The sequence below is a fragment of the Sorangium sp. So ce1504 genome (assembly GCF_051521635.1).
In the GTDB taxonomy this organism is placed as follows: Bacteria; Myxococcota_A; Polyangia; order Polyangiales; family Polyangiaceae; genus Sorangium; species Sorangium cellulosum_B.
In genome coordinates, this window is the sequence record NZ_CP150365.1 from 8,169,748 (window position 1) to 8,186,428 (window position 16,681).

At 71.8% G+C, this 16,681-nt stretch carries 13 protein-coding genes; 3 read left to right on the top strand and 10 right to left on the bottom strand.

What is annotated here, in order from left to right:
• Positions 1–62: 62 nt before the first annotated feature.
• The 8 genes from WMF39_RS30585 to WMF39_RS30620 all read right to left on the bottom strand — a co-directional run bounded on the left by WMF39_RS30585 (position 63) and on the right by WMF39_RS30620 (position 9,417).
• Complete coding sequence (locus tag WMF39_RS30585; protein ID WP_437740026.1) at positions 63–1,421, bottom strand: LLM class flavin-dependent oxidoreductase; 1,359 nt, start codon at positions 1,419–1,421, stop codon at positions 63–65.
• 316 nt (positions 1,422–1,737) lie between these two features.
• Entirely contained in the window at positions 1,738–4,491 is a 2,754-nt protein-coding gene (locus tag WMF39_RS30590) for a beta-propeller fold lactonase family protein (protein WP_437740027.1), read from the bottom strand.
• 249 nt (positions 4,492–4,740) lie between these two features.
• Entirely contained in the window at positions 4,741–4,908 is a 168-nt protein-coding gene (locus WMF39_RS30595; protein ID WP_437740028.1) for a hypothetical protein, read from the bottom strand.
• A complete protein-coding gene (locus tag WMF39_RS30600; protein ID WP_437740029.1) occupies positions 4,908–5,087 on the bottom strand; it encodes a response regulator in 180 nt (59 codons plus the stop codon). Before WMF39_RS30600 ends, WMF39_RS30595 begins: the two co-directional genes overlap by 1 nt.
• Positions 5,088–5,177: 90 nt before the next feature.
• Positions 5,178–6,398, bottom strand: coding sequence for an ATP-binding protein (locus tag WMF39_RS30605; protein ID WP_437740030.1), 1,221 nt, complete (start codon positions 6,396–6,398; stop codon positions 5,178–5,180).
• Positions 6,395–7,102, bottom strand: coding sequence for a hypothetical protein (locus tag WMF39_RS30610; protein WP_437740031.1), 708 nt, complete (start codon positions 7,100–7,102; stop codon positions 6,395–6,397). Before WMF39_RS30610 ends, WMF39_RS30605 begins: the two co-directional genes overlap by 4 nt.
• A gap of 321 nt (positions 7,103–7,423) precedes the next feature.
• Positions 7,424–8,482 (bottom strand): ABC transporter permease, encoded by a 1,059-nt coding sequence (locus WMF39_RS30615; RefSeq protein ID WP_437740032.1) that lies wholly within the window; start codon positions 8,480–8,482, stop codon positions 7,424–7,426.
• The gene (locus WMF39_RS30620) at positions 8,482–9,417 is read right to left on the bottom strand and encodes an ATP-binding cassette domain-containing protein (RefSeq protein ID WP_437740033.1); all 936 of its coding nucleotides are present in this window, start codon (positions 9,415–9,417) and stop codon (positions 8,482–8,484) included. Before WMF39_RS30620 ends, WMF39_RS30615 begins: the two co-directional genes overlap by 1 nt.
• Positions 9,418–9,778: 361 nt before the next feature.
• Here WMF39_RS30620 and WMF39_RS30625 point away from each other — a divergent pair, with 361 nt between their 5' ends.
• The 3 genes from WMF39_RS30625 to WMF39_RS30635 are packed head-to-tail and all read left to right on the top strand — an operon-like array spanning position 9,779 to position 14,458.
• Positions 9,779–11,398, top strand: a complete 1,620-nt coding sequence (locus tag WMF39_RS30625) for a protein kinase domain-containing protein (protein ID WP_437740034.1) — start codon at positions 9,779–9,781, stop codon at positions 11,396–11,398.
• 5 nt (positions 11,399–11,403) lie between these two features.
• The gene (locus WMF39_RS30630; RefSeq protein ID WP_437740035.1) at positions 11,404–12,645 is read left to right on the top strand and encodes a tetratricopeptide repeat protein; all 1,242 of its coding nucleotides are present in this window, start codon (positions 11,404–11,406) and stop codon (positions 12,643–12,645) included.
• A gap of 1 nt (position 12,646) precedes the next feature.
• A complete protein-coding gene (locus WMF39_RS30635; RefSeq protein ID WP_437740036.1) occupies positions 12,647–14,458 on the top strand; it encodes a hypothetical protein in 1,812 nt (603 codons plus the stop codon).
• Between the two features lie 206 nt (positions 14,459–14,664).
• On the opposite strand, the gene WMF39_RS30640 is transcribed toward WMF39_RS30635, so the two are convergent.
• A complete protein-coding gene (locus tag WMF39_RS30640; protein ID WP_437740037.1) occupies positions 14,665–15,195 on the bottom strand; it encodes a hypothetical protein in 531 nt (176 codons plus the stop codon).
• Positions 15,196–15,686: 491 nt separating this feature from the next.
• Positions 15,687–16,349 carry a hypothetical protein gene (locus tag WMF39_RS30645; protein WP_437740038.1) on the bottom strand — a complete coding sequence of 221 codons (663 nt, stop codon included), beginning with the start codon at positions 16,347–16,349 and terminating at the stop codon, positions 15,687–15,689.
• Between the last annotated feature and the right edge of the window lie 332 nt (positions 16,350–16,681).

Genomic DNA, 16,681 nt, shown 5'->3' on the forward strand with positions numbered 1-16,681 from the left:
GGTGAGGCGCGCCGGCGCGGTGTCGCGCGGTCAGGCGCCCCCTCGGGACGGAAGCGGCGCCTTCAGGCCGCCGACGCCCGCGGCTTCGCGCTGGCCGCGTGGCGGTTCACCGGCCGCGCCAGCCCAAGGTTCTCCCGCAGCGTGCGGCCCTCGTACTCCGTTCGGAACAACCCCCGCCGCCGCAGCTCCGGGATCACCAGCTCGACGAAGTCGTCCAGCCCGCCCGGGAGCCACGGCGGCATCACGTTGAACCCGTCGGCGCCGCCCTGGGTGAACCACGCCTCCAGCTGATCCGCGATCTGCTCCACCGAGCCCACGATCGTCCAGTGCCCGCGCGCCCCAGCCACCCAGAGGTAGAGCTCCCGGATGGAGAGATTGCGCTTGCGCGCGATGTCGAACATCAGCGCTTGCCGGCTCTTGTTGTTGTTGGTCTCGGGCAGCTCGGGGAGCGGCCCGTCCACAGGATACGCGGACAGATCGACCCCGCCCGACAGGCCCGAGAGCAGCGACAGCCCGACCTCCGGCAGGATGAGGTCCTGCAGCTCCTGGTACTTCGCCCTGGCCTCCGACTCCGTCCTGGCGACCACGGGGAACACCCCCGGCATGATCTTCAGCTGGTCGGGGTGCCGCCCATACTTGGCCATCCGGCCTTTGACGTCGGCGTAGAAGGCCTGCGCGTCTTCCAACGTCTGCTGCGCCGTGAAGATCACCTCGGCGGTCTCGGCCGCGAGCTCCCTGCCCGCCTCCGACGATCCCGCCTGCACGATCACCGGGTGTCCCTGCGGTGGACGCGGGATGTTGAGCGGCCCTCGAACGGAGAAGAACTTCCCCTTGTGATCGAGCGTGTGCAGCTTTGCCGGATCGTAGTAAGCCCCGGACGCCTTGTCGCGGAGGAAGGCGTCGTCCTCCCAGCTGTCCCACAGGCCGGTGACCACGTCGACGAACTCGCGCGCCCGGACGTAGCGCTGCGCGTGGTCGGGGTGGGCGTCGAGCCCGAAGTTCCCCGCCGCCTCGCCCCCGCCGGTGGTGACCACGTTCCAGCCTGCCCGCCCCTGGCTGATATGGTCGAGCGAGGCGAACTTGCGGGCCAGCAGGTAAGGCTCCTCGTACGTGGTGGACGCGGTGGCGATGAAGCCGATGCGCTCGGTGACGACCGCGAGCGCGGAGAACAAGGTGACCGGCTCGAAGCTGGCCCCATAAGCGGTGCGCCCCTGCGCTCCGGGCCGGTTCTGCAAGGCGAGCCCGTCCGCCAGGAACACGGCGTCGAACTTGGCCCGCTCCGCCGCCTGCGCAATGCGCTTGTAATGCGCGAAGTTGATGCCTCCGTCCGCCTGCGCCTGCGGGTGCCGCCAGGCCGCCACGTGGTGTCCTGCGCCAGGCAAAAAGGCGCCCAAACGGATCTTCCGCTGATTGTCGCTCATGGGGTGTCCTCGGTCTCGGTCCTTCACGTGCGCGCGCGGGCACGTCGCCGCGCGACCGCCGCACGCGATCACCACGCGCTCATCACGCGCGATCTCCACGCGCGATCTCCACGCCCAGAGCGCAAGCGCCGTGCCCGGCGCCGGAGCCACGGGCGCAGCGGCGGAGATCGAAGCGCCGCCCCTCCCCTGCCCCGCGACGTGCTGCGAGGGCAGCAACGGATCACCAGCGCTGCGGAAGCATTGCTGTCAGGGAAGCACCTGTCCGCGGTAGCTCACCGGTCGATGGGCGGTGAGCGCGCAGGCGCGATCGTTCCGCTCAGCGATGCGGCCACGGGGACGGTCCGTGCGGTCCCCGTCGCGGAACGCTCTCCGGGTCGGCCGGGTCGCTGCCGGCGTCCCGCTCGTCACCGTCGCGGAAGCCGTCGCCGTCGCGGTCGACGCCGATGCGCTCGCCCGACCCGCGCGGCACGCAGGTATAGGTCAGCTCGCCGCCGCCTCTCGTGGCCAGCCAGCGGAGCTCGCCGTCCCACCGCCGCGGCGCGCGCGCGCGGTCGGCGTCGAAACGGCCATTGCCGGTGTACAGAAAGCCCAGCTCGTCCCCATGTGACCAGCCCTTGACCACGAGATCACAGTCGCCGGCGTCGGCGCGCGCCACGAGCAGATCGACGCGCGGGCCGGCCACCGCCGCGTTCGACGGCGTGAGCGTGATCTGCTGGCCCACGATGGGCTTCAGGTTCGACTCCAGCGCCAGCATGTACTCCGCCACCTGACGCTTCAGGAGCTCCCCCTCGGGGTCGACGGGGAAGCCGCCGGGGTTCTCCGGCGTCTGGACGAAATCGGAGAACGCGTTGAAGCGGACGAGCGTATCGACGGCGCCGTCGTGGAGAAAGCCAAAGCCGCGGACCTGGTCGCCCATGTGCGCGTTGGAGCCGCCGAACGGGAACACGAACGACTCCGCCATGCCGAACATCCCGACCTTCTGGTACTGATTGCGCAGGTGCGGGACCTTGAAGAGCTGGGTCTCGTTGGCGTTGGCCGATCCGCCGTCGCTGCCGAAGAAGCCCGGCGCGAAGTCGTCGGGGTTGGCGTCGGGATCGACGGCGTGGCACCCGATGCACGAGGCGCCGAGGATGCTCGACACGGGCCCCCCGAAGAAGTCGCGCCCCGCGCTCTGATCGGGCGTGAGCGAGTCGTCGAGCGCGCGGATGGGGTTGGGTGGATACGTGACCTGGAGGATGAAGTCCGTGAAATCGTCCATCTCCTCCTCCGGGATCGTCTCGTCTCGCCCGAGCAGATCGACGAACGATACGCTGAATTTCTTGAACGCCGCCCGCTCATCGAAGACCCCGCTGTCCGGCTGGGACGTGGGCGCATCATGGCCGCCCGTGCGGTCGCCGCGCCAGTGCATCGGCCCGTGGTTCGCCATGCCGCGCAGGCTCTGGGTCGTCATCGGCCCCTTCATCGGGTGCAAGCTCGTATCCTGGCCGAAGAGATCGGTACAGAACGGCCCCGGGTTCTCCAGCGCGGTGCCGTCCGGGTTCCCGAGGTCCCAGGAGAGGCTGTCGAAATCGCCGAAGATATGGCAGCTCGCGCAGGACGAGTCGCCGTGGCTCGAGCTCCGCGACGCGTCATAGAGGACGCGGCGCCCCCGGACGACGCTCGGAGGCTCCGGGTTGTGCATCGGCACGTGCGCGACCTCGCGGCGGGTCCGGGTGTCGATGACCGAGATCGCGTTATCGAAGCGCGCGAGCACGTAGAGCCGCTGCCTGTCTTCATCGAGGACGAGGCCGGTCGGCCCGCCTCCAGGGACGCGGATCTGGTTCGCGGCGCTGGGCACGAACGTGTCGTTCTCGAGCTTCGCGGTGTCGAAGACGCCGATCTTGTCCGAGCCGAGCGCCGCGACATAGAGGGTCGCGCCGTTGCGCGTCACGGCCATCTGCAGCGGTTGCGCCAGGCTCTTCTTGCTCTCGTCGTTCGGCACCGGCGCGCAGCAGGTGCTGTAATCGATGTGTTTGTTGAGGTGCCTCGGGGCGACGCCGCCCGGATCGAGCACGGTGATCCTGCTCTCGTGCAGGTGGCCGCGCACGCTGTGGCCGGCGAAGATGCCCGGCCCCTCGAAGCGCTCCTCGTTCCGGGCGTCGGTGTTGGACACATAGACCTTCCCGTTCACCGGGTTCACGACCATGTTGAACAGGACGGTCCCAACGCCCGTGAAGAAGCCGCCTGGCCCGTCCACCTGGCGCGGCGGGTTGGCGAGCGCGTCGATGACGAAGACGTCCTTGTCGGGCAGCGAGAGGCGCACCGCGTCGTCCCAGGGGCGACCCAGCTCGTCGACCCAGTGGGCCCCGTCGAACTTGAGAATGAGCCCGACCTCCGGCCGGGGGACTCCCTCGAAGTTGGTGTCGGGCCCGGGCAGTCCGCCCGCGGCCTCCCCGCCGTTCGGCACGAGGCTCTCGTCGATGACGGTCGTGCGGTTGCCCGAGTGGAAGGCGGCGGCGTAGACCCGGCTGCCGTCCGGCGTCACCGCGAGCGCGCGCGGCGTGTCGCTGAAGAGCGTCACGATGGAGAGCGGCGTGCCGCCGAGCGACGTCCCGGGCCGCCTCGCGTCGAACACCCAGACGTCCGCGCGCCCCACGCCGGGCGTCAAGAGCTGCGGATCGAAGGGGGCGTTCTGCCCGCGGTGGGCCGCGGTGATGAAGGCCCGCGAGCGCTGCGGCCCGGCGAATACGATGTCGCGCGGCTCATCGCCCACGAGCAGCGTGCGGACGACGCGCGCCCGGGCGGGGTCCCGAACGTCGACCACGCTCACGCTATCGGACAGGTGGTTCACCACCCAGACTTCATCGTCGCCCCGGGCAGCCACGGCGACCGGCTCGAGCCCCACGGGCACAGACGCCTTGAGCTGCAAGCGATGGGCTTCGACGCGGAAGATCTCCAGCCGGTTGTCGGGCGTGTTCACCGCGAAGAGCAGCTTGCCGTTCGCCGACAGGGCCAGGGGGCGGACCTGGCCCGATTCAAATGTCGTGAACGGCGTGGCGGCCGCCGCGGGGAGAGCGGCGGCGAGGGACATGGCCGTAGCACCTGCGCTGACAGCCAGGAAACGGCGCAGACAGCATGATGGCAGCACGCTTTCAAGCTATGTAAAATAAATACGATTAACAACAAAAAAGCGGTCGAGCGGTCGCGCCGTCATGGCCAACTCGCTGGCGGTGCCCTGGCTACGTGGTCGCACAGAGTGACTGTCATGAGTTCGATTCATCGTGCGCCGCCGTACGCCGACTCACCCGCGCGGCCCCGCAGGCGCGCTGGCAAGACGGCGTCAGCGGACCTGTCGCAGCGCGTAGTCGATGCCGCTCCGGAGCGTCCCCCGGGTGACCACGGTGCTGAGATCGATCTCGAGCGAGACGAGCGTTTGCGCCAGCTCGGGACGCAGGCCGGTGATCACCGTCGTCGCGCCGAGCAGCCGAAGCGCCGCCGCCGTGCCCATCAGACGTCCAGCAAGATGAGATCCGGCGCCACTTCCTTCGCGAGCTGGATGGCTCGCAGGCCGTTCGTCGCGGCCGCGATCTCGAACCCCCAGCCCGAGAGGTTGTCGCGGAGCAACCTCAGGTTTCGCGGCTCGTCGTCGACGATCAGGACCGTTCCGGTATCACTCACGTTCGTCACACTGCCCTCTCCAGCGGATGACCTCACCCTTCGCGCCAGCGACGCTGCATGAGGATGACTGCGCTCACAACAGATCTCAACCCGACGCCCTCATCGGGCGCCACCGTCGATACGCCCGCCGACGAGCTCTTCTATCGACTCCAGCCGGAAGTCCTCGGAGAGCTCGCGCAGGTGCTTGGCGAAGGGCGCGAGCCGAGGGTCGCCCAGCTCGAGCTTGTCCGCGTATTTCTGGATGTGATTGACGAGCCCCTTGCGCGCGAGATCGCGCAAGGCCTTGAGGTCCTCGTCCGGGGGCAGGACGACATCGCGGATGCTGGTCACACCCGAGCTGGGGCTCGGCTCCGTCTCCTCGCTGGCGCCGTCCTGCCGCTCGTAGATCCACTCCAGCTTGAGGTGTCGCTGGAGCTTCTCGAGCAGCTCATCCATCTGCAGCGGCTTGGCCAGGAAATCGTCAGCGCCCGCTTCCAGGCTCTTGTCCTGGTCGGTGATGAACGCGCTTGCGGAAGACGCGATGATCATCGTCCCTGCAAGCTCGGGCGCCTTGCGCATGCGGCGCATCATCTCCCAGCCGTCGAGCACGGGCATCGCGAGATCGGTGATGATCAGATCGAACCTCTCGCTCGCCGTCCTGTCCAGGCCCTCCTGGCCGTCGTTCGCCTCCGCCAGCTCGAACCCGAGGGTCGCGAGCATGCTGATGACCACGGCGCGGTTCTCCGGCTTGTCGTCCACCACGAGGAGCCTCCGTCGCGAGCCCTTGTAGCCGACGATCTGCCCCTGCTCCGTGCGCCTCACGGTGTCCGTCCAGTCGGGCGCCTCGGCGAGCGCCAGGTCCATCCAGAAGACGCTGCCCTTCCCGAGCTCGCTCCTGACCTGGATGGAGCTGCCCATCAGCGTGACGATGCGCTGGCTGATCGCCAGCCCGAGCCCGGTGCCCTCGCGGTGACGACTCTTGTCTCCGACCTGCTTGAAGGGCAGGAATATCTGGTCCAGGTGTTCGGCGCCGATGCCGGTCCCCGTGTCCTCGATCTCGAAGCGTATCCTGTGCGTCTTGGTCCGCGATTCGGGGCTCGCGCCGTCCTCCGGGAGATCCTTGCGCGCGCCGTGTGGCCCGCCGGGCACCTCCGCGACCGTGAAGGTGACGCTCCCGTTCTCGGTGAACTTGATGGCGTTGCCGAGCAGATTGAGCAGGATCTGACGCAGGCGCCGCTGGTCGGCGCGCACCCCCTCGGGCAGCGTGGGGCCGGGCTTGAACACGAACGCGATCCCCTTCTGCTCCGCGCGGATCCGGCAGATCTCGGCCGTCGCGTTCAAGAACGACGGGGATACAGCGAGAGCTCCCGGAAGCTGTCCATCACCGCGTTGACCGTGACATCGTGCCCGGCGCTCCCCGCGAACACCCCGTCGCGGAAGAACGGCACCACGACGCTCACCATCCACTCGCGCGCCCCCGGGTCGTAGCTCGTCGGCGTCCAGCGCGGCTTTCCTTCCGGGTTGTTCGCCGGGAGCGCGAGCGTCGTCCACTCCGAGTTGACGAAATCGACGGTCGTGTCGACCTGATCGATGTAGCTCGTGTGGCTGGGCCAGTACATCACGAGCCCGTTCCGCCTGGGGATGAGCCAGGTGTTGATGGGCTCCCCCGGCGCCCCCGCCGAGTACAGCTCGGTCATGCGCTTCAACTCCAGGAGAAAGACCTTCTCCCGGCCGTCGAGCGGGTACCCCGCGGGCAGCCAGACGATGGCGTCTCGCCTGGGCTCGAAGCCCGCGTTGCGCGACACCATGCCGCCGTCGCGCGACGGCCCGACGAGGGCGTCGAACTTCTGTGGGGTCTCTCCCTCGACTTCATGCAACGCCGAGGTGAGCATGCGGCCGTACCGCGCGACGCTCGCCTCCGCCTGGATCAGGCGGTCGTTCATGCGGCGGGTCCACTCGTCATGCGTCCGCGCGAGGACGCCCAGCTCGTTCTTCAGGATCGCGCCCTCGATGGCCCACGCCGCGATCCACAGCCCCGGACCCACGAACACGAGCAGCGCGACGGCCAGCGGCCCCGCGACCCAGAAGGACAGACTCGGCGCGGTGCGAGGGCGTTGGCCGCTCCGCTCCCCCGTTCATTCATGCGGTCATCGTACACGAATACAGGACCGCGCCACTTTGGAAGGTCAATGTCCTGAACAGAAAATATGGACACACGGTAGGAGCATGCGAGCTTGACGAGGACTGCGCCGCCACCACGACGCAGGTTGACTGACATGCTCGCGGAGCGATGGAGCGATTGGCGCACAGCGTGCGCCGGTGAGCTCACGCACCGTGGCCCGTTGGCGCTGGCCGCGGCGCGGCGGCTACTCCCAGCGGAAGAGCTTGAGGGCGAGCGCGAAGGTCGCGACGCCCCAGACGGCGAGCAGCGCGAGCTCGGGCGCGATCGCGGCGAGCGGCGCCCCCTCGAGCATCACGCCCCGGAGCGCGTCGTTCAGCGCGGTGAGGGGCAAGGCCTGGACGAAAGGCTGGATCGCGTCGGGGAAGCGATCGGCCGAGAAGAAGACGCCGGAGCAGATCCACATCGGGAACGTGACGAGGTTGCCCAGGCCCGAGATGCCCTCGAGGGTCCGCGGCCGCGCCGCGATGAGCAGGCCGACCCCGGCGAACGCCAGCGCGCCGACCACGGCGACCAGCGCGAGCGCAGCGAGCGAGCCGGCGATCGGCACGCCGAGCACGAGGGTCGCGAACAGGAGCAGGGCCACGACCTCGAGCACCAGGAACACGAGCCGCGCGCCGAGGTGCGACGCGAGGAGCTGCCACCGCGGCATGGGCGCCGCGACGAACAGCTTCAGGAGCTTGCCGATGCGCTGCTGCACGATCGCGACCCCGATCCCCCAGATCCCGGTCAACATCACGTTCATGCCGAGCAGCCCGGGCACCAGGAAATCGACGTAGCGGGAGCCCCTCTCGGCCTCGGTCACCTCGAGCGCGGCCGGGCGGAAGGCGTCGGCGCGCCCGGCCGCGCGCTGGAGCGCCTGGTCCACCTCGAGCCGGGCGAGGCGGCTCTCCGGCCGCGCCGGATCGAACCAGTACGTGGGCGGATCGGTGGCGAGCACGACCAGCGCGACCTTGCCCGTCCGGAGCTCCTGCTGCGCCTGCGCCCGCGGGACCACCCGCGGGACGACCTGCCCCGACGCATCGAGCGCCGCGCGCCGCGGCTCGGCCCCGGCGCCCTCCTCGACGCTCACCCGCACGGGCTCCGCGGGCTGGTCCCTGAACGCGACGGCCAGCGCCGACGAGAGCAGGATCGGGAACACGAACATCCAGAAGATCGCCTCGGGCTCGCGCAGGAACTCCACGACCCGCGCCCGGATGAGGAGCGCGAGCGACGAGGCGCGCAGGGAGCGGAGCCAGCGCGCCATCACGCGGCCTCGTCGTCCGCGAGCGTCCGCCCGGCGAGCGCCATGAACACGTCCTCCAGGCTCGCGTGGTGCGTCGCGAGCCGCTTCGGCGTGGCCCCGCGCGCCGCGCAGAGCGCGAGCAGCGGCGGGAGCACGCGCGCGACGTCGCGCACCGTCAGCCGGAGCGCCCCCTGCGCGAAGCGCACGGCCTCCACGCCCGGCAGCCCCATGAGCTCCTCCTCGGCGATCTCCGCGTCCACCTCGACCTCCACGACGTGCTCGGCGCCGAGCGAGGCGACGAGCGCCGCCGGCGTGCCGAGCGAGAGCAGCCGCCCGCGATCGACGATCCCCACGCGGTCGCAGAGGCGCGCGGCCTCCTCCATGTAGTGCGTGGTCAGGAGGATCGTGCGGCCGCGGGCCTTCAGATCCTCGACGATGGCCCATATCTGACGGCGCGACGCGGGGTCGAGGCCGGTGCTCGGCTCGTCGAGGAACAGCACCTCCGGATCGCCCGCGAGCGCGCAGGCGAGCGACAGCCGCTGCTTCTGCCCGCCCGACAGCGTGCGCACGAACGCGCTCGACTTTTCCTGCAAGGCCACGCGGCGCAGCGCCTGCTCCGGCTCGATGCCGCGCGGGTAGAAGCTGCGGAACAGCGCGATCACCTCGCCGACCCGGAGCTTGTCCGGGAAGCGCGTCTCCTGGAGCTGGATGCCGAGCCGGGCGCGCAGCGCGATGCCGTCCCCCACCCAGCGCTCGCCCAGCACCTCGACCTCGCCGGCGTCGGGGCGGGTCAGCCCCTCGAGGATCTCCACCGTGGTCGTCTTGCCCGCGCCGTTCGGGCCGAGCAGGCCGAAACACTCGCCGCGCTGGACCTCGAGGTCGAGCCCGTTCACGGCCACGACGTCCCCATAACGCTTGACCAGGCCGCGGCAGACCAGGGCGGGAGAGGCAGACACGGCACGTCTGTATCGCGGAGGACGGCAGAAAGGAACCGGGACACTTCAATCCCAACGCGGCCTTCGGCGCGACCCATCACGGCCTCCGGCGCGACGACGCGTGCAGGGCGGAGGCGCCCTCGGATCGCCCTCAGCAGATGAAGCGCACCTCCACGCGCCCACAGGAGCGCCGGAAAATTCGACAGACGACGCGACGTATCGCCTCTCCGGAGAATCGAATCTCACCAGACACCTGCGGCGAGCGCGTCGAGCGTGGCCCTGCAAGGAACCATCCGGTCCGGAATCGTGGCTCGCCGGTCTGCAAGCTCAGAGCGACGGAGTGGGGGGGCGCGTGGTGAGCGATGAAGAGGGAGTGGTGCCCGTGCACTGCGGCGAGGTCATCGCAGACCGCTACCGGGTCGAGCGGCCTCTTGGCATCGGCGGGATGGGGGCCGTCGTCGCGGCGCGGCACCTGTCGCTGGGCGAGCTGGTGGCCGTCAAATTCATGCGGCCGGAGCACTGCGGCAACGCGGCGCTGCTGAGGCGGTTCCAGCGCGAGGCGCGCGGGATGTTCCGGATGAAGACGGAGCACGTGCCGCGGATCTACGACCTGGGCGCGCTCGCCCCGAGGCCGGGGATCGCGCTGCCGGTGCCGTACATCGTGATGGAGCACCTGTCGGGCAACGATCTCCGCTCGATCCTGGAGCGCCGCGGGCGGCTGCCGGTCGAGGAGGCGGCGGAGTACGTCCGTCAGGCCTGCGTTGCCCTGACGGAGGCGCACGCGCTCGGGATGGTGCACCGGGACCTCAAGCCCGCGAACCTGTTCCTGACGTACCGGACCGACGGCACGCCGCTCCTCAAGGTGCTCGACTTCGGCGTCGCGAAGTTCATGAGCGCGAAGCCGGAGCACGACGGGCTCGAGATGACGACGGCGCGGTCGGTCATGGGCTCCCGCCGCTACATGGCGCCAGAGCAGATGCTGACGCCCAAGGACATCGATCTGCGCGCGGATCTGTGGGCGCTCGGGGTCGTGCTGTACCAGCTCGTGAGCGGCACGCTGCCGTTCGGCGCGGAGACGCTGGAGCAGTTCGTGCTGGTCGTGTCGGAGAAGGCGCCCCGGCCGCTCCGGAACGCGTGCGCCGATCTGCCCGAGGGGTTCGAGGAGATCGTGATGCGCTGCCTCGAGAAGGACCGGACGCGCCGCCCGGCCTCGGCCCGCGAGCTCGCCGCCGCGCTCGCGCCGTTCGCGCTGCGCGGAGCGCCCGACGCGACGCTGCCCACAGGGGTGCACCGGAGCCAACCGACGTTCACGTGGCTGGACGATGGGCCGCCCACGACCGCCGCGCGGCCGCCCACGGCCTCCGCTCGGCCGGCCGCGACCTCCGTTCGGCCGCCCACGACGTCCTCCGGGCCGGCCGAGACGAGGCGCGAGGGCCGCCGCCCCAGGCGAACCTGGCTGGCGGCCACGGCCGGCGCGGTCTCCGCGAGCGCCACGCTGGCCGCGATCCTGCTGTCGCCCGGGTGGCCGCGAGCAGCGGGATTGACCTGGGCCGACGGCGCCGGTGCCCAGCACCTCGCGGGCGTGCCGCAGGGGCTCGCCGCGGAGCCGAAGGGGAACGCGGTGGCAGCCAGGTCGTTCCAGGGGCCCGATGACGCGGCCGAAGGTGCGCTGCACGACGGCGCTGCCAGCGCGTGCGACGCGCCCCAGGCCGACGCCAGAGCCGCGCGCCCGGCCGCGCACAGCGGAGCCGGCGCCGTCCTGTCCACGAGGGCCGCGCCGCCCGCGCGGGCGAACGCGGGGAGTCCGCAGCGCGCGCTGGCGCGCGGGGTGCACACGTCCGGGTCCTCACCGGCGCCCGCCGCTGGCGCCGCGGTGCGGACGGCGGCGGATGCGCCGGCGCCCGTCCGGGGCGCGGCGGCGGGCGCGCCGTCCCTCGTGGCAGCGCCCGGCAGCGGCGCTGAAGCGGCGACGCCGGCGGGCGCGCCGGACAGCCCGTGGTGATCGCCATGCCCCGAGGAGCCCTGCCGAAGATCCCCTGCTGCTCGCGCCCGCGCGGGCTCGCTTCCGCCCTCGCGGCCGTGTCGCTGTCGCTCGCGCCGGCGGGCGGCCAGGCCGGCGAGCCCGGTCCGGCGCAGTCCGACACGGCACAGACGAGCCCCAACCTGGCACAGCCCAACCTGGGACAGCCCAACCCCAACCCGGGACGGCTGGGACAGCCCAACCCGGGACAGCCCAACCCGGGACAGCCCAACCTGCCCAACCTGGGACAGCCCAACCCCAACCCGGGACAGCCGGGCGGACACAAGGAGCAGGTGCTCGCGCTCTATCAGGCCGCGACGCGCCTGCTCGAGGCGGGCCGCATCGCCGAGGCGTGTGCCATGCTCGAGCAGGGCCGGACGCTCGATCCAACCGCCCTCAACCTCCTTCTGCGGCTCGGCGAGTGCCTCGCGCGCACAGGCAGGACCGCGGGCGCCTGGAACGTCTTCAGCGAGACCGCGGCCATCGCGAAGAGCGCGGGAGACCCCCGCGCCGCGCGCGCGACCGCGCTCGCGGCGGCGCTCGAGCCGCGGCTCTCGCGGATGGCGATCGCCGTGCCCCCCGGGAGCGCCGCGCCGGGGCTCGAGATCCGCCGCAACGGCGTGCTGCTCCTGCCCTCCCAGTGGGGACAGGCGCTCCCGGTCGACCCGGGGACGCACACGATCGAGGCGCAGGCGCCCGGCAGGAAGCGCTGGTCGGTCGAGCGCGTCGTCCCACCCGACGGCGCGGGCGTCGTCATCGACGTGCCCCTCCTCCTGGCGCAAGAGCCGCCCCCGCGCGCGCTCGCCGCCGCGCCGAAAGGCCAGAGGACGCAGGCGCCTCCCGTCCTGCCGCTCGACGACCGCGGAGGCGGCGCCGGGCGCGCGCAGCGCGTGATCGCGCTCGTGACCGGCGGCGCCGGCCTCGTCGGGCTCGGCCTTGGCGCCGTGTTCGGCGCCGAGGCGATCGCCCGCAGGGACGCCTCGAACCGCGGCCACTGCGACGCCCGGAGCCGCTGCGACGCCGTCGGGGTCTCGCTGCGCGAGGACGCGCAGGAGGCCGGCACCGCCTCGACGATCGCGTTCTCGACCGGCACCGCCGCGCTGCTCGCGGCCGGCCTGCTCCTCTGGACGGCCCCGCCCAGCGCCGCCGGCCCGCCCTCGCGCCGCGCCACGGCGGCGGCCGCCGCCGGCCCCGGCGGGTTCTCCCTCGTCGTGGGCGGGAGTTATTGACGTGGGCGCGCGCAGCACGACCGGGCTCGGCCTGCGGTTCACCCTCGTGGCGCTCGGCTGCGCCGGCTGCAACGCGCTGCTCGGGCTCGAGGACGGCATCCTCGTGGAGGAGGGCTGCGCGCCGCTCTCGACCATCGCCTGCTACAGCGGGCCGCCGGCGACCGAGGGGGTCGGCGCCTGCCAGACCGGCCTCATGCGGTGCAACGCCGCCGGCGACGGCTACGGCCCCTGCGAGGGCGAGGTGACGCCTGCGCCGGAGCGCTGCGGCAACGCGGCCGACGACGACTGCGACGGCGCGATCGACGAGGCGGACGGCGACGGCGGCCGGCCAGAGGATCCCGCGGCCGACGGCGGCAGCGCCGTCTGCGCCTGCGCCCCCGGGACCGTCGAGCCGTGCCCGTACGGAGGACCGCCGGGCACCGTGGGCGTCGGCGCGTGCCGCGCCGGCCGGCGGACGTGCGGGCTCGACAGCCGGTGGGGCGCCTGCGCCGGCGAGGTCACGCCGCGGGTCGAGGACTGCAGCACGCCGGCCGACGAGGACTGCAACGGCGGATGGGACTGCGGCGCGGTGCTCCCCGGCGGACCGCTCGGCGCCCTCCTCGGCGGCGCAGGCCAGGAGCGGGCGCGCGCGCTCGCGGCGGGCCCCGGGGGCTCCGCGATCCTGGGCGGCGAGTTCGCGGGCTCCCTCGATCTCGGCGCAGGGCAGTTCGCGACCGGCGCCGAGCAGGACATCTTCGTCGCGCGGCTCGATCCGGGCGGCACCGTGGCGTGGATACGTCGGTTCGTCACCGAGGGGCGAGGCTCGCTGCAGGCGCTCGCGGTGGATCTCGACGGCCATGTCGCGATCACGGGCGAGCTCGTGGGGAAGATGAACGACGTGGGGCTCACGGCCGACGCGCCGCTGGGGTTCGTGATCAAGCTGGACGACCTGGGCGAGCCGCAGTGGAGCGCGATGATCCTCGGCAGGCCGCAGGACATCGCGGCCTCGGCGCGGGGCGAGTTCGTGGTCGTGTCGACGCTGATGGACCCCGGCGGGACCGACGTGGCGGTGGCCAAGCTCGACACGTCGGGCGAGCTCCTCTGGAGGCGGGAGTTCCGCGGCGCGGGGAACCAGGAGCCGACGGGTGTGGCGGTGGACCCGCGCGGGGATGTGGTCATGACAGGGACCTTCGACGGCGAGCTCCAGCTCGGCGACGAGGCGCCCCGGCTCCTGTCCAGGGGGATGAGCGACGTGTTCCTGGCCAAGCTCGACGAGGGCGGCGAGCACGTCGCGTCGCTGGCCTTCGGAGACGGCCGCCTGCAGCGCGGCGGCGACATCGAGATCGGGCCGGGCGGCGAGATCGCGCTGAGCGGGACCTTCGACGGGATCCTCGATCTGGGCGGCGGCGAGCTGTTCTCGGAGGGGATGTCGGCGTTCGTGGCCGAGCTCGGGCCTGCGCGAGAGCACCGCTTCAGCCGGGCCTACCCCGCGGAGCGGCCGCCGCGCCTCGCGCTCGAGGCGGACGGCGGGCTCGTCCTGGCGGGCGACGTCGATGGCCCGACCGACCTCGGCGGGGGGCCGCTCGACGGCGCCGGCGGCGGCGGCGACATCGTCGTGGCGCGGTTCGACGCCGGGGGGCGCCACGTCTGGAGCAAGCGGCTCGGCCCGGGCGCCGGGAGCAGCGGCGGGCGCCGGTCCGCGGCGGGGGTCGCGTCGTTCGTGGAGCGCGGCCACGCCCTGCTCGCCGGGACCGTGGAGGGCAGCGTGGACCTCGACGGCGCCACGGCGCAGTCGACAGCGGCCGACATCCTGGTGGTGCGGCTCTCGCCGTAGGGCGCCGGCGATCCCTGGCAGGTTCGCACCCGGCAAGACCGCTCATCGCAGGGGGCCGCTCGACGCGCGCCCCTCGATGGTCGCCGGCAGGACGGTATGCGACAAAACAGGACAGGCGATCTCGTCGAGATCGCCTGTTCTGTCCGGCCGGCTCGGATCACCTCAGGATCGATGGCGCACGACGCCGGCTCGGCGCCTGAGAGCCATCACTGGCAGGTGCCCAGGCACTCGAGGTACGGGAGGCACTCCGCATCGTCTTCGCAGGCGGCCGCGGCGGCCTCGATGCAGGCATCGTCCTCGGCGAGCTCATTCAGGCACGCCACGCAGTCGGCGTTGTTCGCATCCAGGTTGATGGTGCCGTCATCGTTGCAGACGTCGGTCGTGGCATCGGTGGTATCGCACACGCTGGCGCACGTGGCGTCAGCCGTGCAACCGCACGCCTCGAACCCGTGAATCCCGAGGGCCTCCAGCCCTTCCGCGTACGTCTCATCACAGCAGTCCAAGCACTCGTTCTCGGTCCCGGCGTCGGAGCACTCCTCGGCCCCGCCCGTGCCCGAGCCGCCCTCGCCTGTCCCGCCTGATCCGCCCTCGCCCGTGGTGGCCGACGACGTGGTGGTGGTCGAGCCCGAGGCGCCCGAGCCGCCGTCGCCGCTCGTGTCGCCATCACCGCTCGTGACCGTACAGGCCGCCATCATACCCACGCTGATCAGGATCGCTGCGAAACCGAAAGCTTTCATGAATCCACCTCCAGACGAGTAGGGTCGCGCCGCGCGGCTCGTAACTCGGCACTACACGTCGAGCGACGTCGCCGGGCCACGCTTCCTGTGCACTTCAACGCCACCGTCGGCGCCGGGCGCTGTTCCTACACCAGAATTTTACGTGATGGTATCTGCTTCGTGCCTACAGCTGCGCCTCTGCGCCCCAAGCGGTCGCGCGAGGAGCACGCATGTCTCTGCACAATGTGCGCGCAATCCACCGGGACAGATCGGTTGTCAGCAGTTTTGTGCAACAGGAGCAGACCCTAGCACAGGGCAGGTGCGGGAGATCAAGCGGCTCCGCGTGGATAACCTGCTCCAGGGGAACGCGCTGGGCACGCGGGCGACCTCAACGGCAGAGGTGAGACAGGAGGCGCCCACCAGAGCTCGCTGGTGGGCTGTCGCGCTCCGAACGATCGAGATCTCGATGGAGCGGCGGCGAGCTCTCAGCCCTTTTGCTTGCGCGGGCGGTGTTACGAGCCGCCCGCGGCGCGCCGCATGGCGCAGTCGAGGTCGCCTTTGCAGGGGTCGCCCGCTGTACGCGCGCCGCCCGGGCTCGCCGGCGGCGCGGCGGTCGCCGGTCCACTGCTCTCCGCGGCGCGCTTCGCCGACGCCTTGCCCCCGGCTGCGGCGGCGGGTGGGGCCTTCGCCCCGCGCTCGCGCGCCTTGTCGCCCTTCTTCTTGGCCGGAGGCGCCTCGGCGGGCGCGGCCGCGGCCTTGGCCTCCACCTTCGGCAGCTGCGCCAGCGCCGCGCTCGCCGCGTGCCGCACGCCGGGCTGCGCAGCCGCCTGGAGCGTCTCGCGCGGGGCGCCGAGCCACACCGCGCTGGCGACGACCGCCGCCCCGAGGACGCCCGCGATTCCGTAGCGCACGCCCGCGGCCCGCCGCGCGCGCGGCGGGCGCAGGTCGATCGGGACCTCGGAGGGCACGGGCGTGAGATCCGGCGGCCTGAACGCCGGCAGCTCGGAAGGCACGCCGAACGGAAAGATCTCGAGATAGCTGCTGCGCTCTCCGTCGCCTGCGGGGGACCCGTGGGTATCCTCCATCCCGGAGCTCCTCGCGCCGCGATCGGCCCGCGCGCCGCTCTTGGTGGAGGCGTCCTTCTCCACCGCGAGCAGCGCGCTCAGGGAGATCACCACCGAATTCTCGTCCCGCGGCTCGGCTGCGACGCCGTCCGGCGCCGCTCCGCCGCTCGTGGATCGGCCATCCGTCTCGCCGGGCAAATGATCCGTGCTTCTCATAGGCTCCACCCCGCCTGCCTTCCGTGTCGACCGAGCACAGGGCGCAGACAGCATCTATCAGTGTACTCGCCATTTACCGCTCTTGATACAAGTTTTTTACTGCACTGGAGAGCACACCTCATCGCAACAGCTCGCCACAGCGCCGGAGCTCGCAGCGCTCGTGCGCGCAGCGGCCAGAGTCCCCCACACCGTGTCGGCTCAAGCGACATCGGGCGTGACGACCCCGG